We start from the raw sequence: 24,851 nt of genomic DNA on the forward strand, positions 1-24,851 counted from the left end.
GTGGCGCGGTGGGCGCCGACCAGGGACTCCACGGTCCGCTCGATCAGGTCCTCACGGGCCTGGGTCAGCACCGAGATGGTGACGTCGTCGGGGATAGCGCCCTCTTCGATGATGGAGCGCACGAAGGCGAAGTCCGTCTCGCCCGAGGAGGGGAAGCCGACCTCGATCTCCTTGTAGCCCATGCGTACCAGCAGGTCGAACATCTCGCGCTTGCGGGCGGGGCTCATGGGGTCGATCAGCGCCTGGTTGCCGTCGCGCAGATCGGTGGACAGCCAGCGCGGGGCCTTGGTGATCCGCTGCTCGGGCCAGGTGCGGTCGGGGATGTCGACGGCCTCGTAGCGGCCGTACTTGTGGATCGGCATCCCGGACGGCTTCTGCGTGTGCGTCGTGTTGGTGATCGGGGTGGGGCGGCCGATCCACTGCGACTGGGACATTGCGTAGGGCTCCTCGGGTCCAACGAAGGGACGGCCGACTGTGTCGAAGCAGCACCAGACTCCGCGGGGAGGGGGTCGGCCTACGACTACAGGCCCTCGCCGCGGCAGCTAAGAAGAAGCAGCCCGAAACGCATGATGCGTAGAAGACTAGCCGAGCCTCGACGGGAGCGTGCATTCCGTTTCAGTATGCGGGACGACTGATGAGTAACGGGCAAATGTGTCCTATCACTCCATTTCGCTAATCGGTGTCGCATCCCGTGACAGCCCTTTCACGCAGTGCCACATTGCCGGACATGGACATTCGCACCCCGGTCTTCTGCGGCATCGTGCCGCCGCACATCCTCGACAAGCTCGTCCGCTCGGGCGATCCCGCGCTGTCCGACCCCGCCCGCCGCACGCTCCAGGCGGACGCCGCCCAGCGCACCGGCCGGCGCCTGACCACCGTCCTCGGCCCGGCCGCCCGGCCCGCTCCGGGAACCGCCGACGGCCCCCGCCGCACGCTGTACGACGCGGAGAACGGCACCGCGCTGCCGGGCACCAGGGTCCGCGGCGAGGGCGACGAGCCGGTGACGGACTCCGCCGTCAACCGCGCCTACGCCGGTCTGGGCGCCACCTTCGAGCTGCTGCACACCGCCTACGGGCGCGACTCCGTCGACGGCGAGGGCCTGCCGCTGGACGCGACCGTCCACTACGACGAGAAGTACGGCAACGCCTTCTGGAACGGCGAGCAGATGGTGTTCGGCGACGGTGACGGCGAGATCTTCCTCGACTTCACCGTCGCCGTCGACGTCATCGCGCACGAGCTGGCCCACGGCCTCACCCAGTACACGGCGAACCTCAGCTACTTCGGCCAGCCGGGCGCCCTCAACGAGTCCGTGTCGGACGTGATCGGCTCGCTCGTCAAGCAGCACACCCTCGGGCAGACGGCCGACGAGGCGGACTGGCTGATCGGCGCCGGCCTGCTGGCTCCACGCGTCACCGGGACGGCGCTGCGCTCGCTGAAGGCGCCGGGAACCGCGTACGACGACGACGTGCTCGGCAAGGACCCCCAGCCGGCGAGGATGGCGGACTTCGTCCGCACCGGCCGGGACAACGGCGGTGTCCACATCAACTCGGGCATCCCCAACCACGCCTTCTACCTGCTCGCCACCCGCCTGGGCGGCCGGGCGTGGGAGCGGGCGGGGCAGATCTGGTTCGACGTGCTGACCGGCGGCGACCTGAGGGCGGACGCGGACTTCGCCAGTTTCGCCCGGTTGACGGCGGCGGCCGCCCGCGACCGGTTCGGCGAGGGCGCGGAGCTGGATGCGGTGCTGAAGGCCTGGTCGCAGGTCGGTGTCGAGACCGACAGCTGAGCCCGGCGGCGTCGTGCGCCCGGGCGGCCGCGGACCCTCCGCTGTCGCCCCGGCGCGATCCGTACTAGAACGGTTGCCATGCGTATCCAGGTAAGGCGTACGGGCGGGTTCGCGGGGATCGAGCGGCTCGCAGAGGTGGAGACCGACGGGCGCGCTGACGCGGGCGAGGTGCAGAGCCTGGCCGAGCGCGCGATGGCCGAGGGCCGGGAGACGCCCCCGGTCGGGGTGCCCGACGGGTTCACCTACCAGATCACGGTCGACGGGCGGACGGTGTACTGCGCGGATCCGCGGCTGTCCGAGGCACAGCGGGACCTGATCTCGCTGGTGCTCAAGGAAGGTTCGTGACGCCGGTCGCCCTCAGGCCCGCGGCCACCGAGCGGGCGGCGCGCTCCGGCTCGTCGCCCGCGGCGACGGCGAAGTCGACGAGCGCTCCGGTGAGGACGTCGTCGGGCGTGTAGCCGCCCATGATGTAGCCCGCTCGGGCGAGTTGGGCGATCCCGTGCATCTGCGCGAAGAGCTGGCGCACCAGCAGGTCGGCGTCGGCGTCCGCCCGGAAGCGGCCCTGGGCCGCGCTGCGGCGGATCGCGTCGCGCGGAAAGCGCAGGACGGACACGCCCATGCTGCGGTCGTCGTCGTCCAGCTCGAAACCAGCCAGGGTCGAGCCGCCGAACAGGACCGCGTAGACGTGCGGCTCGTCGCGCGCGAAGTCCTGGTAGCAGCGGCACAGCGCGGCGATCGCGGCGACCGGGTCCTCCCCCTGCGGCACGGCCAGCGCCCGGGTGCGGAAGCGCTCGAACCCCTCCCGCATCACCTCGCGGACCAGGTTCGGCATGGAGCCGAAGTGGGTGTAGACGGCCATGGTCGACGCGCCGACCGCCTTGACCAGGCGGCGGGCGCTGAGCGCGGCGGGTCCCTGCTCGGCCAGCACACGGGCGGCCTCGTCGAGGAGCCGGCGGCGGACGGAGTGGGCCGGGGAGGCGGGACCGGGGGCGGAATCTGCGGTTGACACGGCAGCAGGGTAACGCTGTTATGGGGGATAACAGCGTTATACCAAGGGGGTACGGGGATCATGCTGCTGACACAACGCGCGCTCAGGACCCATGTCCGCAGGCTGCCGGAGGCCGACGGCGACAGTGGCGTCACGGCGGGCGAGGGCCCATTGCTGCGCCTGTTGGTGCTGGGCGACTCCACGGCGGCCGGCGTGGGCGCGGCCGTCCAGCGCGAGGCGCTGGTGGGACAGCTCGCCGTGGCGGTGACCGCGCTGACGGGCCGGCCCGTCTCCTGGCGGGTCGCGGCCCGGGCGGGAGCGACCGTGCGCCGCATACGGACCCGGATGCCGAACAGGATCACGGAGCCGGCCGAGCGCTGGCAGCCGGACCTGGTGCTGATCGCGGGGACGAACGACGCCCTGCACGGCCGCCGGCCGCGCGCCTTCCGCCGGGACATGGACCGGCTGATCGGGGACGTCAGGCTCAGGCTCGGCCACGACGTGCCGGTCGTGCTCGCGGGGCTGCCGGAGACGGACCGGCTCGACGCGCTGCCACGCCGGCTGCGGGTGCCCCTCGCCTGGTACGTCGGCCTGCTCGACCGGCAGCTGAAGGTGCTGGCACGGCGGCTGCCCGCGGTCTTCCACATCCACTCGGGCGGTCCGCCGCGCAGCCCCGGCAACTGGTTCGCCACCGACCGCTTCCACCCGTCGGCCCAGGGCTACCGGGCCTGGGCGAGGACGCTGGCGGCGGGAGTGGCGACGCTGGTGGACCCGGTGCCGCGCCCGGACACGGAGCCGGCGCGCCCGACGGAGGACGCGGGGCGCCTCACGGGGGAGCCGGGTCGCCTTGCACGGGACCCGGGGTCAGAATCCGAGCTTGCGGAGCTGCTTCGGGTCGCGCTGCCAGTCCTTGGCGACCTTCACATGGAGGTCGAGAAAGACCGGCGTACCCAGTAGTGCCTCGATGTGCTTACGGGACTTGATGCCCACTTCCTTCAGGCGCTTGCCCTTCGGGCCGATGATGATGCCCTTCTGGCTGGGCCGCTCGATGTAGACGTTCGCGTGGATGTCCAGCAGCGGGCGGTCCGCCGGGCGGTCCTCGCGCGGCAGCATCTCCTCGACGACGACGGCGATCGAGTGCGGCAGCTCGTCCCGTACGCCCTCCAGCGCGGCCTCGCGGATCAGCTCCGCCACCATCACCTGCTCCGGCTCGTCGGTGAGGTCGCCCTCCGGGTAGAGCGCCGGGCTCTCGGGCAGCAGCGGGATCAGCAGATCGGCGACCAGCTGCACCTGCTTGTCTCCCACCGCGGAGACCGGCACGATCTCGGCCCACTCGATGCCGAGCTCCTTGCCGAGCCTGTCGATCGCGAGCAGCTGCTCGGCGAGCGTCTTGGAGTCGACGAGGTCGGTCTTGGTGACGACCGCGACCTTGGGGGTCTTCTTGATCCCGGCGAGCTCCTTGGCGATGAACCGGTCGCCGGGGCCGAGCTTCTCGTCGGCGGGCAGACAGAAGCCGATGACGTCGACCTCGGCCCAGGTGGTGCGCACCACGTCGTTGAGCCGCTCGCCGAGCAGGGTGCGCGGCTTGTGCAGTCCGGGGGTGTCCACCAGGATCAGCTGCGCCTCGGGGCGGTGCACGATGCCGCGCACCGTGTGCCGGGTCGTCTGCGGCCGGTTGGAGGTGATGGCCACCTTCTGGCCGACCAGAGCGTTCGTGAGAGTGGACTTGCCCGCGTTCGGGCGGCCGACGAAGCAGGCGAAGCCGGCCCGATGGGGGGCTTCGGAGGAGGGGGTACGAGCGCTCATGGCGCCCATTGTCCCTGATGCCGCGCGCTCCCGGGTACGCGCTCGCCGGTCCGGGACGCACGACGGCGCCACCCCGGACGGGGTGACGCCGTAGGAGCGGGCCGGGGCCGGGCCGTTCAGCCCGCCGTCACCGAGGACTTCAGCTCGCCGTCGGGGCCCGCCAGCAGCACGGGCGTCGCGGCACCGCCCAGGTCCCGTACGGCGGCGCGGTCCGCGTCGGACGCGGCGTCCGCCTCGGAGACGACGGCCGCCGCCTCCAGAGACTTCGCGCCCGACGCCACGGCCATGGCGACGGCGGTCTGCAGGGCGCTGAGGTTCAGCGAGTCCAGCGCCACGGTCCCGGCGACGTACGTCCGCCCGGTCTCGTCGCGCACGGCGGCACCCTCGGGCACACCGTTGCGGGCCCGGGCACTGCGGGCCAGCGTGATGATCTTGCGGTCCTCGGGGCCGAGGTCGGTGCTCTGCGTCATGCCCCTGAGCATAGATCGGCCGCCCGGAGGAGCTCCGGGCGGCCGGTCACGGGGCGTGCGCGGGTCAGCTGGTGGCGCCCTTGACGAGCTTGTCGCCGACGCGGGTGACGAGGTCGGCGAAGTTCTTCTGCGCCTCGGCACCGCCGTCGTTCTTGTACGCAACGCGGGTGGCACCCGTGCCCTGGTGCGCGATGAGCATGTTGGCCTTGACCTCGATGCCCGCCGCGAACTCCATGGTCATCGTGAAGGCGTGGGAGGCCTCCCCGGCCTTCGGGGCGTCGACCCGCGCGATCTTGACGGGGACCTTCGTGCCCGCCATGTCGAACGGGACGGTGGTGCAGGTGGCCAGGGCGGTGTCGATCGCCTTGACGTAGTCGGCGGCGCCGGTGCCGGGGAACGTGAAGACGTGCTGGCTCAGCTCGGTCTTTTCGCTCTTCTGCAGGAAGTCGACGTCGCCGCCCTTGGTCGCGCCCTTGATCTCGTCGCCGAATATGTCGGCGATCGGCTGGCACTCGGGCTTGTCGGCCTTGGGGGCCGGGTCGTCCCCAGCCGGAACCTTGTTGACGGTCCAGCCGGACGGCAGGTCGCCGAGCTCGAGAGTGGCGGCCTTCATCTGCGCGGCCGTCAGCGGCTCGGTGGACGCCTTCTCGTCCTCCGCGGGCTTCTCGCTCGCAGCGTCCTTGGCGCCGTCCTTCTCCGCGGAGGAACTCGGCTTCTTGTCGTCCTCGCTGCCGCAGGCGACGGCGGTGAGGCACAGAGCGGAAGCGGTCAGAACGGCGGCTGCGCCGCGGCGCATTCGGGTACGCATTGCGTCATCTCCCCTGGTGAAAACAGCTCGTGGGGAGCTTCCCCCCTCCCCGTGACGCACCGACAATACACAGAAGCGGAGGTCATCCCGCCACTGGATGGATGGCTCCACGGCGGCCTTCCGGGCTCGCCAGCCACTCCAGTTTCGCGGCCGTGTCGGCCTGCGCGTCGGGTACGGGCGTGTGCATCACGATCACGAGGTCGGGGCGGGCAGGGACACGGAGTTGCGTCGACTCCACCACCAGCCGGCCGACCAGCGGGTGCTCCATCGCCTTGCGGATCTGGCCGCCGGGGGCGATGTCGCGCCGCTCCCACAACTCGGTGAACTCGGGGCTGACCGCCTTCGCCTGCGCCAGCACCTCCTGGAAGCCCTCGTCGTCGGGGCGCTCCGAGCAGGCGGCGCGGAACTGGGCGACCAGCTGCGGCGCCACCTCCTCCCAGCCGCAGCTGCGAGCCCGGTAGACCGGGTCGGTGAAGAACGCGAGCAGGCAGTTCTGGACGACGCCGGGACGCATGCCGAGCACCGTCGCCGCCGCGTCGTTGTACAGCACGGTGTTCCAGTACACGTCCATGATGTGCGCGGGGTACGGCATCCACGCATCGATGAGCCGGCGCAGTCCGGCGCACATGTCCTTGTCGCCCGGATCCACCTCGGGCGGGGGCGGGTTGAGACCGGCCAGGACGTACAGGTGGCGGCGCTCGGTGCTGCTGAGCCGGAGCACCCGCCCCACCGAGTCGAGCACCTGCGGGGACACGGTGATGTCCCGCCCCTGCTCCAGCCACTGGTACCAGGAGGCGCCGACGCCCGCGAGGACCGCGACCTCCTCCCGGCGCAGCCCCGGGGTGCGGCGGCGGGCGCCGCCGTCCGGCAGACCGGCCTCGGCCGGGCTGATCCGCGCGCGCCTGCTCATCAGGAACTCGCGCAGCTCGGCCAGGCGGTGCGCCTTCATCGCATCCTGTTCGGCCGACGTGGCCACGTACTCCCCCTGTCCGCAAGCCTGGTGGTGCGACCAACAGCATAAGTTCCCGCTCCCCACGGGTGTTCCGGCCGCCCGAGGGTGGGGCCATGGCTACCGACACCTCCCTCCCCGCGGCCCGCGGCACCGCACCGCCGCCCGGACTCGACCGCCGTTCCCGGTTGATCCTCTTCGTACTGTGCGCCGCGCAGTTCATGGTCGCCCTGGACTTCTCCGTGCTGAACGTGGCGCTGCCCGACCTCGGCCGGGACCTCGGGCTGAGCCGGTCCGCCCTGCAGTGGGCGGTCACCGCCTTCGCGCTGCCGTCCGGCGGCTTCCTGCTGCTGTTCGGCCGGATCGCCGACCTGTACGGGCGGCGCAGGCTCTTCCTCGCGGGCCTCACCGTCTTCGGCGCCGCGTCGCTGCTCGCGACCTTCGCCTGGGACCCGGTGTCGTTCCTCGCCGGGCGGGCGTTGCAGGGCCTCGGCGCGGCCGTCATCGTGCCGACGGGCATGTCGCTGCTCACCACCACGTTCCCGGAGGGCCCCCTGCGCGACCGGGCGCTCGGGATCAGCGGCACGCTGCTGTCCCTGGGCTTCACCATCGGCATGGTGCTCGGCGGCGTCATGACCGACACGCTGGGCTGGCGCTCCACGATGGGGCTGCTCGCGCTGTTCACGCTGATCGTGCTGCCGCTCGCGCCGCGCCTGCTGCCGGAGTCGCAGGCGCCGGTGCGGCCCCGGCTCGACGTGCCCGGCGCGATGACGGTCACCGGCGGCCTGCTCGCCGTGATCTACGCCCTGTCCACGGCGGCGGACCGCGGTTTCGGGGGCACGGACGTCCTGGTGACGCTGGTCGCCGGCGTCGCGCTGCTGATCGTGTTCGGCGTCGTCGAGTCCCGCAGCGACGCGCCGCTGATGTCCCTGCCGATGCTGCGCCGCCGCACGGTCGCGTTCGGCAACCTGGGCGGGCTCGTCACCTTCTCGATGATGAGCACGGTGGTGTTCGTGCTCACTCTCTACCTCCAGGAGACGCTGGGGCTCTCCGCGTTCGGCACGGGCCTGGTCTTCGGTGTGCAGGGCGTGGTGTCGGTGTTCGCGGGCACGCTGGTGCCGAAGGTGATCGGCCGCATCGGAGCGCACCGGACGCTGGTGTTCTCGCTGCTGGGCCAGGGCGTGTTCGTCGCGACCCTGCTGGGTGTGGGCCCCGAGTCGGGCGCGCTGCTCGCCGGGGTCGGCGTCTCGCTGGCGAGCATGTGCCACCTGGGCGCGATCATCTCGTACGGCGTGACGGTGACGTCGGGGGTCCCGGACGGGGAACAGGGCCTGGCGACGGGCCTGGTGACGACGACCCAGCAGGTGGGCGTGACAGTGGGCATCCCACTGCTCGGCGTCCTCGCGACGACGGCGGGCCCGTCGCTGCTGGACGGCGTGCGGCTGGTGCTGGCGATCGACGCGGGCGTCGTGCTGGCGGCGGGCCTGCTGGTGGCCGCGGGCCTGAGGGCAGCGGCGCGCCGCGCGTGACTGCCTGCGGGGGCTGTTCCCCGTCCGGGGCAGCGCCCCCGGTTACGGGAAAGGGCGGGGAGGGGAAACAGTCCGCGCAGCGGCTCCTACGCCCGGTCCAGACGGAGGCGCTCCGCCTTCGGCAGGCCCGCCACCACCAGGTCGTACGAGTCCTCGATCAGCTCCCGGACCATCCGGTCCGGGAGCTCCCCCACCGTCACCGTGTTCCAGTGGCGCTTGTTCATGTGCCAGCCCGGCACGATCGCCGCGTGCTCCGCGCGCAGCTGGACCGCCAGCTCCGGCTCGCACTTGAGGTTCACCGTCAGCGGCTCGCCGTCCAGCGCGCTGAGGGCGAACATCTTGCCCAGCACCTTGAACACCGAGGTCTCGGGGCCGAACGGAAACTCCTCGACCGCCGCGTTGAAACCGAGGCAGAACGCCCGCAGTTCCTTCGGCTTCATCCCGCCGCCCCCTCTTGTGCCGGCTGCTCCACCGGCTCCGACAGCACAGTGACGATCTTGTTCCGGCGGCCCGCCGGGGACTCGGCCGTCAGCCGCAGGGCGCGCCCGTCCGGCAGGTCCACCACCGCCCGCGCGCCCGCGATCGGCACGCGGCCCAGTGCCTTGGCCAGCAGACCGCCGACCGTCTCCACGTCCTCGTCGTCGAGCTCGTCGGCCCCGAGGCCGTACAGCTCGCCGAGGTCGCCGATGTCGAGGCGCGCGGTGACCCGGAAGCGGCCGCCGCCGAGCTCCTCGACCGGCGGCAGCTCGCGGTCGTACTCGTCGGTGATCTCGCCGACGATCTCCTCCAGGATGTCCTCGATCGTGACGATGCCGGCCGTGCCGCCGTACTCGTCGATGACGACGGCGACGTGGTTGCGCTTCTGCTGCATCTCGCGCAGCAGGTCGCCCGCGTTCTTCGTGTCGGGGACGAACACCGCGGGCCGCATCGCCGTGGAGACCGGGTCGGCCTCCGCGTCGCGGTTGATGTGCGTCTTGCGGACCAGGTCCTTGAGGTAGACGACACCGACGATGTCGTCCTCGTTCTCCCCGGTGACAGGGATGCGGGAGAAACCGGAGCGCAGTGCCAGGGTCAGCGCCTGCCGCACGGTCTTGAACCGCTCGATGGACACGAGGTCGGTGCGCGGCACCATCACCTCACGGACCAGGGTGTCGCCGAGCTCGAAGACGGAGTGCACCATGCGGCGCTCGTCGTCCTCGATCAGCGACTCCCGCTCGGCGAGGTCGACCAGGGCCCGCAGCTCGGCCTCGGAGGCGAACGGGCCCTTGCGGAAGCCCTTTCCGGGGGTCAGCGCGTTGCCGATGAGGATCAGCAGCTGCGGGACGGGGCCCATGACGCGAGCCAGCGGCAGCAGGACGTACGCGGCGGCGGTCGCGGTGTTGAGCGGGTGCTGGCGGCCGATGGTGCGCGGGGAGACGCCGACGGCGACATAGCTGACGAGCACCATCACGGCGATGGCGACGAGCAGCGCCGACCAGGTCTCCTCGAACTCCTCCAGGCACACATAGGTGACGAGCACGCCCGCCGCCATCTCGCACGCGACCCGCACGAGCAGCGCGAGGTTGAGGTAGCGGGTGGGGTCGGCGGTGACCTGTTCCAGCTTGACGGCGCCGCGCCGCCCCGCCCGTAGGGCCTCGGCGGCGCGGAAGGCGGAGACCCGGGCGAGACCGGCCTCCGCGCAGGCGGCGAGCCAGGCGACGACCACCAGCGCGACGGCGCCCGCGAGCAGTTGGCCGGTCATGAGACGGTCGGCGCCGGGGACGGGCCGGTCAGGCCCTTCTCCGCCCGCCAGCCGTCGACGATCGCGGCCTGCAGCCCGAACATCTCCGCCTTCTCGTCCGGCTCCTCGTGGTCGTAACCGAGCAGGTGCAGCACTCCGTGGACGGTGAGGAGCTGGAGCTCCTCGTCCATGGAGTGCTGCGTCGGCGCGTCCTCGCCCTGCTTCCTGGCGACCTCGGGGCACAGCACGATGTCGCCGAGGAGCCCCTGCGGGGGCTCCTCCTCGTCCTTGGCCGGCGGACGCAGCTCGTCCATCGGGAAGGACATGACATCGGTCGGACCCGGCAGGTCCATCCACTGGATGTGCAGCTGCTCCATGGCTTCGGCGTCCACGACGATCACCGAGAGCTCGGAGAGCGGGTGGATACGCATCCGCGCCAGCGCGTAGCGGGCGACGTCGAGGATCGCCTGCTCGTCGACCTCGGTTCCGGACTCGTTGTTGACGTCGATCGACATGGTGCGGCTGTTCTACTTCCCGTTGCGGCTGTCGTACTGCTCGTACGCGTCGACGATACGGCCGACGAGCTTGTGCCGTACGACATCCTGCGAGGTGAGCAGTGAGAAGTGCACGTCGTCGACGCCGTCCAGGATGTCCCGGACCTGACGCAGACCGCTCTTGGTGCCGCCCGGCAGGTCGACCTGTGTCACGTCACCGGTGATCACGATCTTGGAGTCGAACCCGAGCCGCGTGAGGAACATCTTCATCTGCTCGGGGTTCGTGTTCTGCGCCTCGTCGAGGATGATGAACGCGTCGTTGAGCGTGCGGCCGCGCATGTACGCCAGCGGCGCGACCTCGATCGTGCCCGCGGCCATCAGGCGCGGGATCGAGTCGGGGTCGAGCATGTCGTGCAGCGCGTCGTAGAGCGGGCGCAGATACGGGTCGATCTTCTCGTACAGCGTGCCGGGCAGGAATCCGAGGCGCTCACCCGCCTCGACCGCGGGCCGGGTCAGGATGATGCGGTTGACCTGCTTGGACTGCAGCGCCTGCACGGCCTTGGCCATGGCGAGGTACGTCTTGCCGGTGCCCGCGGGGCCGATGCCGAACACGACCGTGTGCTTGTCGATCGCGTCGACGTACCGCTTCTGGTTGAGCGTCTTGGGGCGGATGGTGCGGCCACGGCTGGACAGGATGTTCTGGGTGAGAACTTCCGACGGGGTCTCGATGGCCTTGCCCCCGGTCTCCTCCTTGAGCATGGCGATGGAGCGTTCCACTGCGTCCTCCGTCATCGGTTGCCCGGTGCGGAGCACCAGCATCATCTCGTCGAACAGGCGCTGGATCAGCGCGACTTCCGTGGCGTCCCCGACCGCGCTGATCTCGTTGCCCCGGACATGGATGTCTGCCGCGGGGAAGGCATTCTCGATCACGCGCAGCAGCGCGTCACCAGAGCCGAGGACTGTCACCATCGGATGCTTCGCGGGGACGGTGAAGTGGGCTCGCGCCTGCCCCGGCGCGGTCTGGGCTGTGGGTGTCTGAGTCATGGGCCGGCTCTGTGGCCTGCACATACCTCCCGTTGCAGGGTTCTCGCTGCTCGACAACCTCTGGACCATCCAGGGTACGACCTGTCACTGACAGGACCGAAGGCTTTTCCCCGGGAAGCGCAGGCCCTCGGCGGGCTCAGCCGTTGCGTCCGAAGCCGATCGTCGGGACCGCCCGGCGCAGCGGCCACGGCCGGGTCGCGGCGGGGAGCAGGCCCTCCAGGAAGGCGTAGCGGCGCAGGGCCGCCGGGTCCTGGTCCGGGAGGCCCTGCACCGACTGCCACCAGGCCGCGATCTCGGACCAGCCCGGCGCGGAGAGCGACCCGCCGAACTCCTGCACCGACAGCGCCGCGGTCAGCCCGGCGAAGGCGAGGCGGTCGGCGAGCGGCCAGCCGGCGAGGGTGCCCGTGACGAAGCCCGCCACGAACACGTCGCCCGCGCCGGTCGGGTCCAGCGCCTCCACCTCGATGGCCGGGACCTGCGCACACTCGCCGGTTGCGCCGTCCACGGCGTACGCGCCCTCGGCACCGAGCGTGACGACCGCGAGCCGGACGCGTTCGGTCAGGGCGTGCGCGGCGGCGAGGGGGCACTCGGTGCGGGTGTAGCGCATCGCCTCCTCGGCGTTGGGCAGGAACGCCTCGCAGTGCTCCAGGTCGTCGAGGTCGGCCGGGTCCCAGCGGCCGCTCTCGTCCCAGCCGACGTCCGCGAAGATCCGGGTGCCCTTGCGGGCGGCCTGGGCGATCCACTCGGCGCCGCCCGGGGCCAGGGAGGCGATCGCGGCGCGCGCGGGCGGCGGGCACTCCGGGACGGGCTCGGGCGGCGGCGCCTCGTGCCCGTGGGACACCATGGTGCGCTCGCCCTCGTACGCCATGGAGACGGTGACGGGCGAGTGCCAGCCAGGGACGGTGCGGGAGAGCGTGAGGTCGATGCCCTCGCCCCGTTCGAGCGCGTCCCAGCAGTACTCGCCGTAGTGGTCGTCGCCGAAGGCCGCGGCCAGGGAGGTGCGCAGCCCGAGGCGGGCGAGCGCGGTGGCCATGTTGGCGACGCCGCCGGGGCTGGAGCCCATGCCGGTGGCCCAGGACTCGGTGCCGCGCACGGGCGCGGAGTCGAGGCCGGTGAAGATGATGTCGAGGAAGACGCTGCCGGTGAGGTAGACGTCGCACAGGGGATCCGCGGGCGTGCGCAGGGCCGCCAGGGGGTCCAGGCCGGCCGCCGTGGACAGGTGCTCTCCGTCGCGAATGGTCACCGTGCGCGCTCCGAGTACGTGGTGCGGGTATCAGGCAAGTCTGCCTTGACCAGTCCGGCTCGGCGGTCCGCATGGCGGCGGCGTCGTCGCGGTCGCGCATCGAGCCGTCGTCGTCCAGCCACCGCCGGTGCAGGCGGGCGAGACGGTCGCGGTCCAGCTCCACACCGAGGCCGGGCAGGTCGCTCACCGCGAGGCGGCCGTCCCGGAAGGCGAGGCGCTCGGTGATCACGTCCTCCGTCTGCCAGGGGTAGTGGCTGTCGCAGGCGTGGTCCAGGTTGGGGACGACGGCCGCGACGTGGGTCATCGCGGCGAGGCTGATGCCCAGGTGGGTGTTGGAGTGCATGGACAGGCCGATGCCGAAGGTGCGGCAGACGGCGGCCAGTTCACGGGTGGCGAGCAGTCCGCCCCAGTAGTGGTGGTCGGAGAGGACGACCTGCACCGCGCCCCGGAGGACGGCCTCGGGGATCTCGGCGAAGCGGGTGACGCACATGTTGGTGGCGAGCGGCAGGTCCGTGCCCGCGGCGACCTCGGCCATGCGCGCCGTCGAGCCGGTGGGGTCCTCCAGGTACTCCAGGACGCCGTCGAGCTCTCGGGCGACCTTCAGGGACGTCGCCACGGACCAGGCGCCGTTGGGGTCGAGCCGCAGCGGCCGGCCGGGGAAGGCGTCGGCGAGGGCCCGGATCGCGGCGACCTCCTGCTCGGGCGGGAAGACGCCGCCCTTGAGCTTGAAGGACGTGAAGCCGTGGTCGCGCACGAAGCGGCGCGCCTGGGCGACGATGCCGGCCGGATCGAGGGCGGCGCCCCAGTCGTCGGGCTCGCCGGCACCGCCCGGGTGTCCGGCCCAGCGGTAGAAGAGGTAGGCGCTGTAGTCGACTTCGTCGCGGACCTTGCCGCCGAGCAGGGCGTGCACGGGCAGTGCGAGCGTCTTGCCGAGGGCGTCGAGGCAGGCGACCTCGAAGGCGGAGACGACGGAGAGCCGGAGCTTGCCCGCGGTCTGGGCGCCGCGCAGTCCGCCGGCGTCGACGGCGTCCGCGCCGGTCGCCTCGGGCGAGTCCCCGCAGACGCGTGCGGCGAGGGCGGGCAGCGCGTTGACGTCGCAGACCCGGTGGCCGGCCAGGGCCGCGGCCAACGGCCGGGCCAGATCGAGGTACTTGGTGTCCCCGTAGGTCTCCCCGACCCCGGTCACGCCGTCCGCGGTGACGATCTCGACGATCAGCCGCGGGGTGTAGGGCTGGTGCACGCCCTGGGTGTTGAGCAGCGGCGGGTCGGCCACCAGGATCGGCGTGAGCCGCACCTCGGCGACGGTCAGATCCTGGCCCATGCTGTCTCCCCACAGAGATGGCGTACACGTATGAGAACCGAGATTAGATACGCGAACCATGACGGTCAATGGGGTCACTTCCCCGGCCCGCTGTCCAGATGAGTGAACGGCGCGTCAGAGCGGCGGCACGGGACGCAGGATGCCGAGCAGCATCCGCACCAGCTCGTCGACCAGTTCGTCGAGGGTCGCGTCCACCCAGCCGGCGGTCCAGTCGTGCAGCAGGCCGTTGACGCTGCCGATGAACGCCGCCGCCGCGATCCGGTAGTCACGCGGCTCGGCCTCGCCCCGCTGCACCGCCCGCGCTGCCTCGGCGCAGATGAAGTCCACCCAGCGGGCGCGCCGGGTCAGCCGCTGCCGCTCCATCGCCGGGCTCACCCCGACGATCTCGGTGAAGGTGATGCGGATGCGCCGCGGATCACCGGTCACGTTCGCCGCGTACGCACGGAAGACGGCCGTCGCCCGCTGCGCGAGCGGCAGGTCCTCCGCCTCGGCGAGCGCGGCCAGCGCCGCCTCCTCGGCCCAGTCGTTGACCTGGAGATGGAGCGCCGCCAGCACGTCCTCCAGCGTGCGGAACTCCTCGTAGAACTGCCGGGTCGACAGCCCCGCCGCCTCGCTCAGTGCCGCGACCGTCGTCGCCCGGTACCCGGGGCTGTCGCCGAACAGCCGCAGGCCCGCTTCGAGGAACCGCTGCCGCCGCTCGGCCTGCCGCTCCTCGGCCGACCTGCCCCCGTAACGGCCCTTCGCGGCCTTGATCCTGCCCGCCAATGGCCCTCCCTCGTCGACCCGGCCCATTTTGTCGTGTCCACAGTCTTGTGGAGTGTGCCCGGGGTCGTTACTTTCCAGTAGCCCAATCTGAACGCGCACGTATTCAGACTGCGCCCGGTGTCGGACCGGCCGCCTGCCCGGAAGGAACGACGATGTCTCTGTCCAGCACCAGGCGGGCCGCCGGCGCGATCGCCGCCGCCCTGGCCCTCGCGGCCGGCGCCGCCCTCCCGGCCCACGCGGAGAGCGCACAGAGCACGGCGGGCAGCGCCGCGCTGCGCGAGGTGATGTTCGTCGGCAACAACTGGGACGGCACTGCCGATGTCATCGAGGCCGAGGGCGACTTCGCGAGGATCGGCCGGGTGAATGTCGTCCCGGACAAGGAGGAGCGGCTGAGGGAGATCTACCTCAACCCCGTCAAGCTCGCCTTCTTCCTCGGCGTCCGGCAGGGTCCTGGTGAGGGGCACGACCAGTTCGTCGACGACATGTACGCGACGCCGGACGGCCGGGCCATGGTCGTCTCCCGGCCGAGCTTCGCCGACGTCGTCTCCATCGACCTCGCCACCGGGAAGCTCGACTGGCGTTTCCCGGTGTCCGGTTTCCGCGCCGACCACATGGCCGTCTCCCCCGACGGCACCCGCGTCGCGGTGTCCGCGTCGACGTCCAACACCGTGCACGTCCTCGACATCACCACCGGTGAACAGGTCGGCTCGTTCACGACCGGCGACAAGCCGCACGAGAACGTCTTCACCGACGGCGGCAAGTACCTGTGGAACATGTCGATCGGCGAGGTCACCACCGCGCTCGACGCACCCTGGCTGGACTGGACGAAGGGCGACCGCCGGATCACCGTCGTCGACGCGAGGACCTTCGAGCAGGTCAAGGTGATCGACATGCGTCAGCGCCTGGACGCCTTCGGCCGCGGGGACCTGTCCGACGCGATCCGTCCGGTCGCGTTCACGCCGGACGAGTCCCGGCTGTACTTCCAGGTGTCGTTCTTCAACGGCTTCGTCGAGTACGACGTCGCCGCCGACAAGGTCACCCGGGTGAAGGAGCTGCCGAAGAACCCGGCGACCAGTGAGGACCGCACCACCTGGGTCAACGACTCGCGCCACCACGGCATGTCGATGAGTCCCCGGGGCGACAAGCTCTGCGTCGCCGGGACGATGGACGACTACGCGACGATCGTCGACCGCGCCACGCTCCGGGAGAGCCCGCTGGTGACGGCCTCGAAGCCGTACTGGGCGACGGTGAGCGGCGACGGCAGGTCGTGCGTCATCTCGGAGAGCGGCGCCGACGCCGTGACCGCGATCGACTTCGCGACCGGCAGGAAGGTCGCGACCGTGGCCGTCGGCGACCACCCCCAGCGGGTCCGCGTCGCCCGTGTCCCGGCGGACTGGACGGGCCCGGCGGCAACCCGCTAGGGGGTGTCGTCAGCCGCGTCCGAAGTCGTAGGCGTCCACCTCGGCCAGGTACCGGGCCCGCAGCTCCTCCTCGTCGTCGAGGAACGACGCGAGGAAGGAGTTGCGGGCCAGCTCGCGCAGTTCCTCGTCATCGAGCGGCAACACCTCACGCACCGCACGGAAGTTGTCGCCCGCGTAGCCGCCGAAGTAGGCGGGGTCGTCGGAGTTGACCGTGCACATCAGACCGGCCGCCATCATCCGCGGCAGCGGATGGTCCGCGAGCGTGTCGACGGCCCGCAGCCGGACGTTCGACAGCGGGCACAGTGTCAGCGGCACCCGCTCACGCACCAGCCTCGCCACCAGGTCCGGGTCCTCCATGGAGCGCAGCCCGTGGTCGATCCGCTCGACGCCGAGGACGTCCAGCGCCTCGCGGACGTACGCCGCCGGTCCCTCCTCCCCCGCGTGCGCGACCCGGCGCAGCCCGAGGGCGGCCGCTGCCGCGTAGACCTCGCGGAACTTCGACGGCGGGTGCCCCACCTCCGCCGAGTCCAGACCGACCCCCGTGATCCGGTGCAGATACGGCTCCGCCTCCCGCAGCGTCGCCAGCGCGGACTCGGCCGATTCGTCCCGCAGGAAGCACATGATGAGGCGCGTGGAGACACCGTGCCGCTCCCGGGCGCCGTCCAGCGCCCGTCCCAGCCCCTCGATCACCGTGCCGATCGGGACACCGCGCGCGGTGTGCGCCTGCGGGTCGAAGAAGATCTCCGCGTGCCGTACGCCCTGCGCGGCGGCGCGCGCGAGATAGGCGTCCGCCAGCTCGGCGAAGTCGTCCTCGGTGCGCAGCACGGCCATCAGGCCGTAGTACAGGTCGAGGAACGACTGGAGGTCCTTGAAGTCGTAGGCGCTCCGCAGCTCCGCGGTGCCCGCGAAGGGGAGGTCGACGCCGTTGCGCGCGGCGAGGGCGAAGGCGAGCTCGGGCTCCAGGGTTCCTTCGATGTGAAGGTGCAGTTCGGCTTTGGGGAGGGGCATGACCCGATTCTAGGCCGAGGGCCCTTCAGGACCGCTTGGGGACGGGGATCCGCCACAGGTCCCGGGCAACGGTCACCTCGCCGTCGAACCCGGCGGCTCGGGCCTGGCGCTCGAAGGTGTCGGCGGCGTCCGTGTAGCGCTGCGAGAAGTGCGTGAGGACGAGGTGCCGCACGCCGGCCTCGTGGGCGACCCGACCGGCCTGACCCGCGGTCAGATGACCGTGCTCGGTGGCCAGCCGCACGTCCTCGTCGAGGAACGTGGACTCGATGACCAGCATGTCGCAGCCCTCGGCCAAGGCGTGAACGCCGTCGCAGAGCCGGGTGTCCATGACGAACGCGAACCGCTGCCCGCGGCGGACCTCGCTGACGTCGTCCAGCGTGACGCCGCCGAGCACCCCCTCGCGCTGGAGCCGGCCGACGTCCGGGCCCTTGATGCCGTGCGCGGCGAGCCGCTCGGGCAGTATCCGGCGGCCGTCCGGCTCGACGAGCCGGTAACCGTAGGACTCGACGGGGTGGGAGAGCCGGTACGCCTCCAGGCTGTACGCGCCGGCCTGCGCGAGGACGCCGTCGGCGGCGACGGGGGTCTCCACCAGCCGCACGGTCTCGCGGTAGGCCGTCGCGTACCGCAGCCGGTCGAAGAAACGCCGGCCGCTCGCGGGGTAGTGGGCGACGACCGGGTGCGGGACCTGGTCGAGGTTGATCCGCTGGATCACCCCGGCCAGGCCCAGCGAGTGGTCGCCGTGGAAGTGCGTGACGCAGATCCGGTTGATGTCGTGCGCGGACACGCCGGCGCGCAGCATCTGCCGCTGGGTGCCCTCGCCCGGGTCGAAGAGGATGCCCTCGCCGTCCCAGCGCAGCAGATAGCCGTTGTGGTTGCGGTGCCGGGTCGGGACCTGGCTGGCGGTGCCGAGCACCACCAGTTCACGTACGGACACTGCGTCGTCCTACCCGGGGGGCCACTCGAGACCGCGGCCGCCGAGCACGTGCGCGTGGGCGTGGAAGACGGTCTGTCCCGCGCCGGAGCCGGTGTTGAACACGACGCGGTAACCGGTCGCGTCGGCCTTCTCGTCGGCGGCGACCTCACCGGCCTCCCGCAGCACGTCGGCGGCGAGCTCCGGCGCGGCGGTGGCGAGGGCGGCGGCGTCGCGGTAGTGCGCCCGGGGGATGACCAGGACGTGGGTGGGCGCCTGCGGGTTTATGTCCCGGAAGGCGACGGTGGTCGCGGTCTCGCGCACGATGGTGGCGGGGACCTCCCCTGCGGCGATCTTGCAGAACAGGCAGTCCGCCTGCGGTTCTCCGGCCATGCGCGGGGCGCCTCCTCGCGGGTGGGATGTCACTGCTGACGGCATGCTATCGGCCACCCGGCCGCGGGCGCGCGGCGCCTCGGGGAGCCCTGGCCCGGCGCCCGAGGGGGGGCCGCTGCGCGGGCCGTTCCCCTACCCGCCCCTTCCCCGAAACCGGGGCTTCGCCCCAGACCCCGTACCGCGCTTCGCGCGGTGTCCTCAATCGCCGGACGGGCTGCAGATGCAGCCCCGCTGGGGGCACTCCCCCTACGCCTGGCGGCGTGGGAGGTACCCCCACCCACGGCCGCCAGGCCGTAGGGGGAGATTGAGGCGCGGGGGCCCCGGGGGCGGAGCCCCTGGTTCGCCACGCCCCCGCCCACGCTTACGGCAGCGCCGGCGGCGTCTTCGCCGGCGTCTCCCCCAGTGCCGACAGCGCGAGCCGGATCGCCTCGTCCAGTTGCGGATCCCTCCCCGCCGCATGGTCCTGAGGCGTCGTCACCACCTCCACGTCCGGGTCCACACCCCGGTTCTCCACGTCCCAGCCGTAACCCTCCAGCCAGAACGCGTACTTGGGCTGGGTGACCAGCGTGCCGTCGACCAGGGAGTAGCGGCTGTCGATGCCCACCACGCCGCCCCACGTCCGCGTGCCCACCACCGGACCGATGCCGAGCGCCTTGATCGCCGCGTTCACGATGTCGCCGTCCGAGCCGGAGAACTCGTTCGCCACGGCCACCACCGGTCCCCGCGGAGCGTCCAGCGGGTAGCTGAACGGCTGCATCCCGCGCGGCAGGTCCCAGCCCACGATGCGGCGGGCCAGCTTCTCGACCACGAGCTGCGACGTGTGGCCGCCGCGGTTCTCGCGTACGTCGACGACCAGGCCCTCGCGCGCCACCTCGACCCTCAGGTCGCGGTGGATCTGGGCCCAGCCGGGCGCCTGCATGTCCGGGACGTGGAGGTAGCCGAGGCGTCCGCCCGACTGCTCGTGGACGTACGCCCGGCGGTCCGCCACCCACGCGTGGTACCTCAGCGGCTCCTCGTCGTCGAGGGGGACCACGACGGCGTGGCGCGGGTCGCCGCCGCCCGCCGGCGACACGGTGAGTTCGACGGGCTTGCCCGCCGAGCCGACGAGCAGCGGCCCGGGGCCCCGGACGGGATCGACGGCCCGCCCGTCGACGGCGACGATCGCGTCGCCCGCGCGCAGCGCGACGCCCGGTGCCGCGAGCGGCGAGTGGGCGTTCGGGTCGGACGTCTCGGACGGCAGGATGCGGTCGATCCGCCAGGACCCGTCCTCCGCACGGGAGATGTCCGCGCCGAGCAGCCCCTGCCGCGTCGCACCGCTGCCGTATCCGCCGGACGGCATGACGTATGCGTGCGACGTGCCGAGCTCGCCGTGCACCTCCCACAGCAGGTCGACCAGGTCGTCGTGGGTGGCGACCCGGGCCAGCACCGGCCGGTACCGCTCCAGCACCCCGTCCCAGTCGACGCCTCCGAGGTCGGCGCGCCAGAACTGGTCGCGCATCAGCCGCCCGGCCTCGTCGTACATCTGGCGCCACTCGGCAGCCGGGTCGATGGTCCGGCGCACACGGCTGAGGTCGACGGTGATGTTGGTGTCGGAGTCCTCGTCGCGGGAGGCCCGCCGGCCGCTCGGGACGACCTTGAGCTTGTCGTCGGTGTGGAGCAGGACCCGCTTGCCGTCGCCGCTGACGCGGAAGTAGTCGGCGTCGCCGGAGAGTTCCTCGACGTGCTGCTGCGTCAGGTCGTAGCGCTCCAGCGCAGTCTTCGGTCCCGGGTCGTCGGGCGTGGCCCGGGCCGCGCCGAGGACTCCGCGCAGCGGGTGCCGCAGCCACAGCAGCCCGTCCTTCGCGGCACGCAGCGTCGAATAGCGCGCGGCCTCGACGGGGAACGGGACTATGCGGTCGGCGAGCCCGTCGAGGTCGATACGGGTGACGGGGGCGGCGCCCTCGTCCGCGGCGGAGTCGGAGGCACCGTCCCGGTCCGCGTCGAAGGCCCGACCGTGCCGCTGCGGCCCGAACGGCGAGGGCGTCGTCGCCGCGAGCGTGATCAGGTGCGGCCTGCAGCCGCCGATGAAGGCGAGGTCGAAGACGTGGGTGTCGTAGACGGGGTCGAAGGACCGCTCGGAGAGGAAGGCGAGGTGCTTGCCGTCGAGGGTGAAGGCGGGCTGGAAGTCCTTGAACCGCAGCGGCGTCGCCTCGGAGACCGTCAGATCACCGGTGTTGGCGAGTTTGATCTGGCGCAGCGGGCTGGGGCCCGGGTGCGACCAGGCGAGCCAGCCCGAGTCGGGTGAGAAGACGAGCCCCTGGGCGTCGCCGTGCTCGCTGCGGGCGACCTCGCGGACGTCACCGGACTCGCGCTCCACGAGGAGCACCCGGCCGTCGTGCGAGGCGACGGCCGCGCGGCTGCCGTCGGGGGCGACGGCAAGGCTCAGGACGCGGCCGAGCAGGCCGGCGGCGAGCCTGCGGGGCGTGGCGCCCGCCGCGGGCCCGGTGGCCGGCGCGAACTCGAGGGCGTCGTCCCCCTCGGCGTCGGTCACCCAGACGACGTGCTCCTCGCCGTCGACGCGGAACGTCCGCGGCAGTCTGGCCCGTACGCCGGGCTCCACGGCGAGCGCCCGCGCGGGCCCGCCGCGGTGGGTGACCCAGTGGATCCCGCCGCGGACCTCGACGGCGCTGCCGCGGCCGGTGTGGTCGGGGGCGGCGTCGCCGAGGTGGTGGTCGGCGTCGACGGGCCGGGTCCGCAGGTCGGTGCGCTGGCCGCCGAGCCTGATGTCGAGCCGGCGCGGCTCGGCGCCGTCCAGGTCGTCGAGGACCCACAGTTCGCCGGCGGAGGTGTAGGCGACCCGGGTGCCGTCGGTGGCGGCGTGGCGGGCGTAGAAGCCCTCGATGCCGGGGTTGCCCCCGGCGGAGCCAAGGGGGGTGTGCCGGCGCAGGTCGGAGCCGTCGGGCAGCGAGGAGTACAGCGCGCCGACGCCCTCGTGGTCGGACAGGAACGCGATCCTGCCGCCGACCCACAGCGGGTACTCGATGTTGCCGTCGATGCCCTCGTGGAGGCGTACGAAGCCTCCGTCACCGTCCGCGTCGATCCACAACTTGCCCGCGGTGCCGCCCCGGTAGCGCTTCCAGGCGGCGGCCTCGCGCCCCATCGTGGCCGACAGCAGCAGCGTCTGCGGACCGAAGGCGACATCGCCGACGGGGCCGTACGGCAGGGTCGTGGCGGGGCCGCCGTCGAGCGGCACGGCCTGCGCCCAGGTGCGGCGCAGCGACGCCTGCCCGTGGGTGGTGAGCGCGAGGACGTGGCCGTCGGGGGTCCAGCCGCGCACGGAGGTCTTGTAACTGCCCCAGTGGGTCAGGCGGTCCGACGGCCCGCCGTCGAGGGGTGCGACATGCACCTCGGGGGCGCCGTCGCGGTACGAGGTCCAGGCGATGCGCGTGCCGTCGGGCGAGATTCTCGGATGGTTCACAGGCACGTCGTCGGCGCTGACGCGCCACGCGCGGCCGCCGTCGAGCGGCGCCACCCAGACGTCGTCCTCGGCGGTGAAGGCGATCGACTCGCCGTGCAGATGGGGAAACCGGAGGTAGGCAGGGTGCGTCACACCGTCACCCTAGGCAGGCGGGGGCCCTGCGCGGGAGGCTTTGGATCACTTGGCCGGAACGGCGGTCACGGTGACGGTCTCGGTGACGGTGGGGCCCGGCCGGGGCGGCACGGTCGCGGTGGGCGCGGTCGTGCGGGGCGCGGTCGTGCGGGGCACGGCGGAGCAGTCGCCGAGCATGGTCGCCTGGAAGACGACCTTCCTGTCGATCCGGGCGGTCAGATCACCGCGTACGCAGCGTCCGGCGCGCTCGTCGGTCACCTTGCCCTTGATGGTGATGTTCTGGCCGGATTCGGTCTCCCCCTGGCAGTCGACGGCCGCGCTGCCCGGTGCCGCGGTGGCGCCGGACGGACTGGCGCCCCTGTTCACGGTGGCGGTGCAGCTGAGCCACGCCACGTCGAAGGTCAGCCGTTCCAGTGTGGCGGTCGCGGTCCGGTCGGTGGTGACGGCCACGGCGGCGGAGTCGAGCCCGCCGGCCGTCGGCTCGCAGGCGGCGAGACCCGCGACGGCGATCCCGCAGGCACCGGTGGCGGCCACGGTTCTGAGCACCTTCATGCGTGGCAGGGTGCCACCGGTGACGCCGCGGGAAAAGGACGGTTGTGGCCAGTGTGGCGCCCGTACGGCCGGTCCACGAGCCGGAAGCCGCCGGCCCTCGTCCGGCCCGCTCACGGGACCAGTGGCCCGTACGGCCGGCCCTGTCAGGACCAGCGGCCCGTGCGGCCCAACAGCAGGGCCGTCGCCGCCGTTCCGGCCGTCGACGTGCGCAGAACGCTGCGGCCCAGGCGGTACGGCTTCGCGCCCGCCTCGGCGAACGCCTCCAGCTCCTGCGGGGACACGCCCCCCTCCGGTCCGACGACCAGCACGATCGAGCCCTGCGCAGGGAGTTCGGCGGTGGCCAGCGGCTCCGCGCCCTCCTCGTGGAGCACGGCCGCGAAGTCCGCGGCCGCCAGAAGCGCCGCCACCTGCTTGGTCGTCGCCGCCTCCGCGACCTCCGGGAAACGCAGCCTGCGGGACTGCTTGCCCGCCTCCCTCGCCGTGGAACGCCATTTGGCCAGCGACTTGGCGCCGCGCTCGCCCTTCCACTGCGTGATGCAGCGGGCGGCCGCCCACGGCACGACCGCGTCGACGCCGGTCTCCGTCATCGTCTCCACGGCGAGTTCGCCGCGGTCGCCCTTGGGCAGCGCCTGGACGACGGTGATCCTCGGCACCGGTTCCGGTTCGGACGGGCACTCGCGCACCTCGATCGTCAGCCGGTCCTTGCCCTCGGTGGCCAGCACGGCGCCTGCCGCACCGCATCCCTGACCGTCCGTCAGGGTGATCTCCTCACCCGGCTGCAACCGCCGTACGGACACGGCGTGCCGCCCCTCGGGGCCGTCCAGGGTGACGACAGCGCCCGGCGCGATGCCTGCGAGCGACTCGACGACGAACACGGGCGCGGTCATCGGGCACCGCCCAGCGCCAACGCGGCCCGCGCGGAGTCCAGTTCGGCGGCGAGGACCTCCACCAGCCGCCCGGCGGGCAGTTCACGCGCCAGCCGGTGACCCTGCCCGGCCCACAGCGCCATGCCCTGCGGGTCCCCGGCCTTCGCCGCCGCCTTGCGCAGGCCGCTCGTCAGGTGGTGGATCTCGGGGTAGGCGGCGGGGGCGTACGGGCCGTGCTCGTGCATGAAACGGTTCACCAGCCCGCGCGCCGACCGCCCTGAGAAGGCGCGGGTCAACGCGGTGCGGACGAACAGGGGGTTGGTCATGGCCTGCTTGTGCAGCGGGTGGGCCCCGGACTCGGGACAGACCAGGAAGGCCGTGCCGAGCTGCGCGGCGCTCGCCCCCGCCGCCAGCACCGCGGCGATCTGCGCGCCCCTCATCAGGCCGCCGGCCGCGACGACCGGAAGCCGCACGGCCTCGCGGACGAGCGGGATCAACGAGAGCAGCCCGATCCCGGAGCCGTCGGCGGACGGGTCGTCGCGGTGCGTGCCCTGGTGCCCGCCCGCCTCGATGCCCTGGACGCACACGGCGTCGGCGCCCGCCCGCTGCGCGGCCTGCGCCTCCTCCGGCGTGGTGACGGTGACGACCGTGATCGTGCCGGCCGCGGACAGTGAGGCGAGCGCGTCGCGCGAGGGGCAGCCGAAGGTGAAGGAGACGACCGGGACGGGGTCCTCGATCAGGATCGCGAGCTTCGCCTCGTAGCCGTCGTCCCGCCCCGCGTCGGGGTCGCCCAGCGGGGTCTCGTACCAGGTCGCCTCACCGGCGAGCTGATGGCGGTAGACCTCGACGGCCGCCGGGTCGGCGGTGGCGGGCTGCGGCATGAACAGGTTGACGCCGAAGGGCCGCGCCGTGAGGCCGCGGATCTGTTTGATCTCGTGGTACATGCCGTCCGCCGTCTTGTACCCGGCGGCGAGGAATCCGAGCCCGCCCGCGTCCGACACGGCGGCGGCGAGCTCCGGGCAGGACGCACCGCCGGCCATGGGGGCCTGCACGATCGGATGACGGCAAAGATCGGTCAGCGCGGAGGACATGTAGGCATCGTGCCACGTCCCCGCGGCGGGGCCGAATCCCCCGTTCCGGGGGGTTGCGCTGCGCCTGCGGCGGGCGTTTCCCCTACCCGCCCCTTCCC

General features: G+C 72.4%; 23 protein-coding genes and 2 pseudogenes. 5 read left to right on the forward strand and 20 right to left on the reverse strand.

From position 1 onward, the window contains the following. Positions 1-434: pseudogene (locus ACF08N_RS08970) on the reverse strand (2-isopropylmalate synthase); the annotation flags it as partial. A 293-nt stretch (positions 435-727) separates the two neighbouring features. Here ACF08N_RS08970 and ACF08N_RS08975 point away from each other — a divergent pair. Together ACF08N_RS08975 and ACF08N_RS08980 are read left to right on the forward strand one after the other, a co-directional pair. Continuing rightward, positions 728-1,786: a M4 family metallopeptidase gene (locus tag ACF08N_RS08975; RefSeq protein ID WP_392323928.1), complete on the forward strand. Its 1,059-nt coding sequence runs from the start codon at positions 728-730 to the stop codon at positions 1,784-1,786. 78 nt (positions 1,787-1,864) lie between these two features. Further along, positions 1,865-2,131 carry a protealysin inhibitor emfourin gene (locus ACF08N_RS08980; protein ID WP_392323929.1) on the forward strand — a complete coding sequence of 89 codons (267 nt, stop codon included), beginning with the start codon at positions 1,865-1,867 and terminating at the stop codon, positions 2,129-2,131. On the opposite strand, the gene ACF08N_RS08985 is transcribed toward ACF08N_RS08980, so the two are convergent. Next, positions 2,115-2,795, reverse strand: coding sequence for a TetR/AcrR family transcriptional regulator (locus ACF08N_RS08985; protein ID WP_392323930.1), 681 nt, complete (start codon positions 2,793-2,795; stop codon positions 2,115-2,117). The genes ACF08N_RS08980 and ACF08N_RS08985 overlap by 17 nt on opposite strands. A 60-nt stretch (positions 2,796-2,855) precedes the next feature. Here ACF08N_RS08985 and ACF08N_RS08990 point away from each other — a divergent pair, with 60 nt between their 5' ends. After that, positions 2,856-3,731 (forward strand): SGNH/GDSL hydrolase family protein, encoded by an 876-nt coding sequence (locus tag ACF08N_RS08990; protein WP_392323931.1) that lies wholly within the window; start codon positions 2,856-2,858, stop codon positions 3,729-3,731. Here ACF08N_RS08990 and era read toward each other — a convergent pair. From era to ACF08N_RS09010, 4 genes are all read right to left on the reverse strand, one after another. Further along, positions 3,639-4,580 carry a GTPase Era gene (gene era, locus ACF08N_RS08995; RefSeq protein WP_392323932.1) on the reverse strand — a complete coding sequence of 314 codons (942 nt, stop codon included), beginning with the start codon at positions 4,578-4,580 and terminating at the stop codon, positions 3,639-3,641. The genes ACF08N_RS08990 and era overlap by 93 nt on opposite strands. A gap of 116 nt (positions 4,581-4,696) precedes the next feature. After that, positions 4,697-5,050 (reverse strand): cytidine deaminase, encoded by a 354-nt coding sequence (locus ACF08N_RS09000; protein WP_392323933.1) that lies wholly within the window; start codon positions 5,048-5,050, stop codon positions 4,697-4,699. 64 nt (positions 5,051-5,114) lie between these two features. Then, the gene (locus ACF08N_RS09005) at positions 5,115-5,858 is read right to left on the reverse strand and encodes a hypothetical protein (protein ID WP_392323934.1); all 744 of its coding nucleotides are present in this window, start codon (positions 5,856-5,858) and stop codon (positions 5,115-5,117) included. A gap of 82 nt (positions 5,859-5,940) precedes the next feature. Beyond that, positions 5,941-6,807: a helix-turn-helix transcriptional regulator gene (locus tag ACF08N_RS09010; protein ID WP_392324318.1), complete on the reverse strand. Its 867-nt coding sequence runs from the start codon at positions 6,805-6,807 to the stop codon at positions 5,941-5,943. Between the two features lie 116 nt (positions 6,808-6,923). On the opposite strand from ACF08N_RS09010, the gene ACF08N_RS09015 reads away from it, so the two are divergent. After that, complete coding sequence (locus tag ACF08N_RS09015; protein ID WP_392323935.1) at positions 6,924-8,336, forward strand: MFS transporter; 1,413 nt, start codon at positions 6,924-6,926, stop codon at positions 8,334-8,336. Positions 8,337-8,422: 86 nt separating this feature from the next. Here the strand turns inward: ACF08N_RS09015 and ACF08N_RS09020 are convergent, their stop codons facing one another. From ACF08N_RS09020 to ACF08N_RS09050, 7 genes and pseudogenes are all read right to left on the reverse strand, one after another. Next, positions 8,423-8,776 (reverse strand): MmcQ/YjbR family DNA-binding protein, encoded by a 354-nt coding sequence (locus tag ACF08N_RS09020; protein ID WP_392323936.1) that lies wholly within the window; start codon positions 8,774-8,776, stop codon positions 8,423-8,425. After that, on the reverse strand, positions 8,773-10,077 hold the full coding sequence (locus ACF08N_RS09025) for a hemolysin family protein (protein ID WP_392323937.1): 1,305 nt from the start codon (positions 10,075-10,077) through the stop codon (positions 8,773-8,775). Before ACF08N_RS09025 ends, ACF08N_RS09020 begins: the two co-directional genes overlap by 4 nt. Then, positions 10,074-10,571: an rRNA maturation RNase YbeY gene (ybeY, locus tag ACF08N_RS09030; protein ID WP_392323938.1), complete on the reverse strand. Its 498-nt coding sequence runs from the start codon at positions 10,569-10,571 to the stop codon at positions 10,074-10,076. Before ybeY ends, ACF08N_RS09025 begins: the two co-directional genes overlap by 4 nt. 12 nt (positions 10,572-10,583) lie before the next feature. Continuing rightward, positions 10,584-11,594, reverse strand: a complete 1,011-nt coding sequence (locus tag ACF08N_RS09035; protein ID WP_392323939.1) for a PhoH family protein — start codon at positions 11,592-11,594, stop codon at positions 10,584-10,586. 136 nt (positions 11,595-11,730) lie between these two features. After that, on the reverse strand, positions 11,731-12,837 hold the full coding sequence (locus ACF08N_RS09040; protein ID WP_392323940.1) for a carbohydrate kinase family protein: 1,107 nt from the start codon (positions 12,835-12,837) through the stop codon (positions 11,731-11,733). Between the two features lie 49 nt (positions 12,838-12,886). Continuing rightward, positions 12,887-14,158: pseudogene (locus ACF08N_RS09045) on the reverse strand (glucarate dehydratase family protein); the annotation flags it as partial. 114 nt (positions 14,159-14,272) lie between these two features. Next, positions 14,273-14,923 carry a TetR/AcrR family transcriptional regulator gene (locus ACF08N_RS09050; protein ID WP_392323941.1) on the reverse strand — a complete coding sequence of 217 codons (651 nt, stop codon included), beginning with the start codon at positions 14,921-14,923 and terminating at the stop codon, positions 14,273-14,275. A 152-nt stretch (positions 14,924-15,075) separates the two neighbouring features. On the opposite strand from ACF08N_RS09050, the gene ACF08N_RS09055 reads away from it, so the two are divergent. Beyond that, positions 15,076-16,344, forward strand: coding sequence for a YncE family protein (locus tag ACF08N_RS09055; protein WP_392323942.1), 1,269 nt, complete (start codon positions 15,076-15,078; stop codon positions 16,342-16,344). 9 nt (positions 16,345-16,353) lie between these two features. Here ACF08N_RS09055 and ACF08N_RS09060 read toward each other — a convergent pair whose 3' ends face one another. The 7 genes from ACF08N_RS09060 to ACF08N_RS09090 form a co-directional block, all read right to left on the reverse strand. Continuing rightward, positions 16,354-17,352, reverse strand: a complete 999-nt coding sequence (locus ACF08N_RS09060; RefSeq protein WP_392323943.1) for an adenosine deaminase — start codon at positions 17,350-17,352, stop codon at positions 16,354-16,356. A 25-nt stretch (positions 17,353-17,377) separates the two neighbouring features. Then, on the reverse strand, positions 17,378-18,286 hold the full coding sequence (locus ACF08N_RS09065) for a ribonuclease Z (protein ID WP_392323944.1): 909 nt from the start codon (positions 18,284-18,286) through the stop codon (positions 17,378-17,380). A 9-nt stretch (positions 18,287-18,295) separates the two neighbouring features. Next, the gene (locus tag ACF08N_RS09070) at positions 18,296-18,655 is read right to left on the reverse strand and encodes a histidine triad nucleotide-binding protein (RefSeq protein ID WP_392323945.1); all 360 of its coding nucleotides are present in this window, start codon (positions 18,653-18,655) and stop codon (positions 18,296-18,298) included. Positions 18,656-19,016: 361 nt separating this feature from the next. After that, the gene (locus ACF08N_RS09075; RefSeq protein WP_392323946.1) at positions 19,017-22,244 is read right to left on the reverse strand and encodes a S41 family peptidase; all 3,228 of its coding nucleotides are present in this window, start codon (positions 22,242-22,244) and stop codon (positions 19,017-19,019) included. A 45-nt stretch (positions 22,245-22,289) separates the two neighbouring features. After that, a complete protein-coding gene (locus ACF08N_RS09080) occupies positions 22,290-22,796 on the reverse strand; it encodes a hypothetical protein (RefSeq protein WP_392323947.1) in 507 nt (168 codons plus the stop codon). Between the two features lie 143 nt (positions 22,797-22,939). Continuing rightward, complete coding sequence (locus ACF08N_RS09085; RefSeq protein ID WP_392323948.1) at positions 22,940-23,683, reverse strand: 16S rRNA (uracil(1498)-N(3))-methyltransferase; 744 nt, start codon at positions 23,681-23,683, stop codon at positions 22,940-22,942. Beyond that, positions 23,680-24,753: a nitronate monooxygenase gene (locus ACF08N_RS09090; RefSeq protein WP_392323949.1), complete on the reverse strand. Its 1,074-nt coding sequence runs from the start codon at positions 24,751-24,753 to the stop codon at positions 23,680-23,682. Before ACF08N_RS09090 ends, ACF08N_RS09085 begins: the two co-directional genes overlap by 4 nt. Between the last annotated feature and the right edge of the window lie 98 nt (positions 24,754-24,851).

The sequence above is a fragment of the Streptomyces sp. NPDC015127 genome, from assembly GCF_043080095.1.
Taxonomy (GTDB): Bacteria; Actinomycetota; Actinomycetes; order Streptomycetales; family Streptomycetaceae; genus Streptomyces.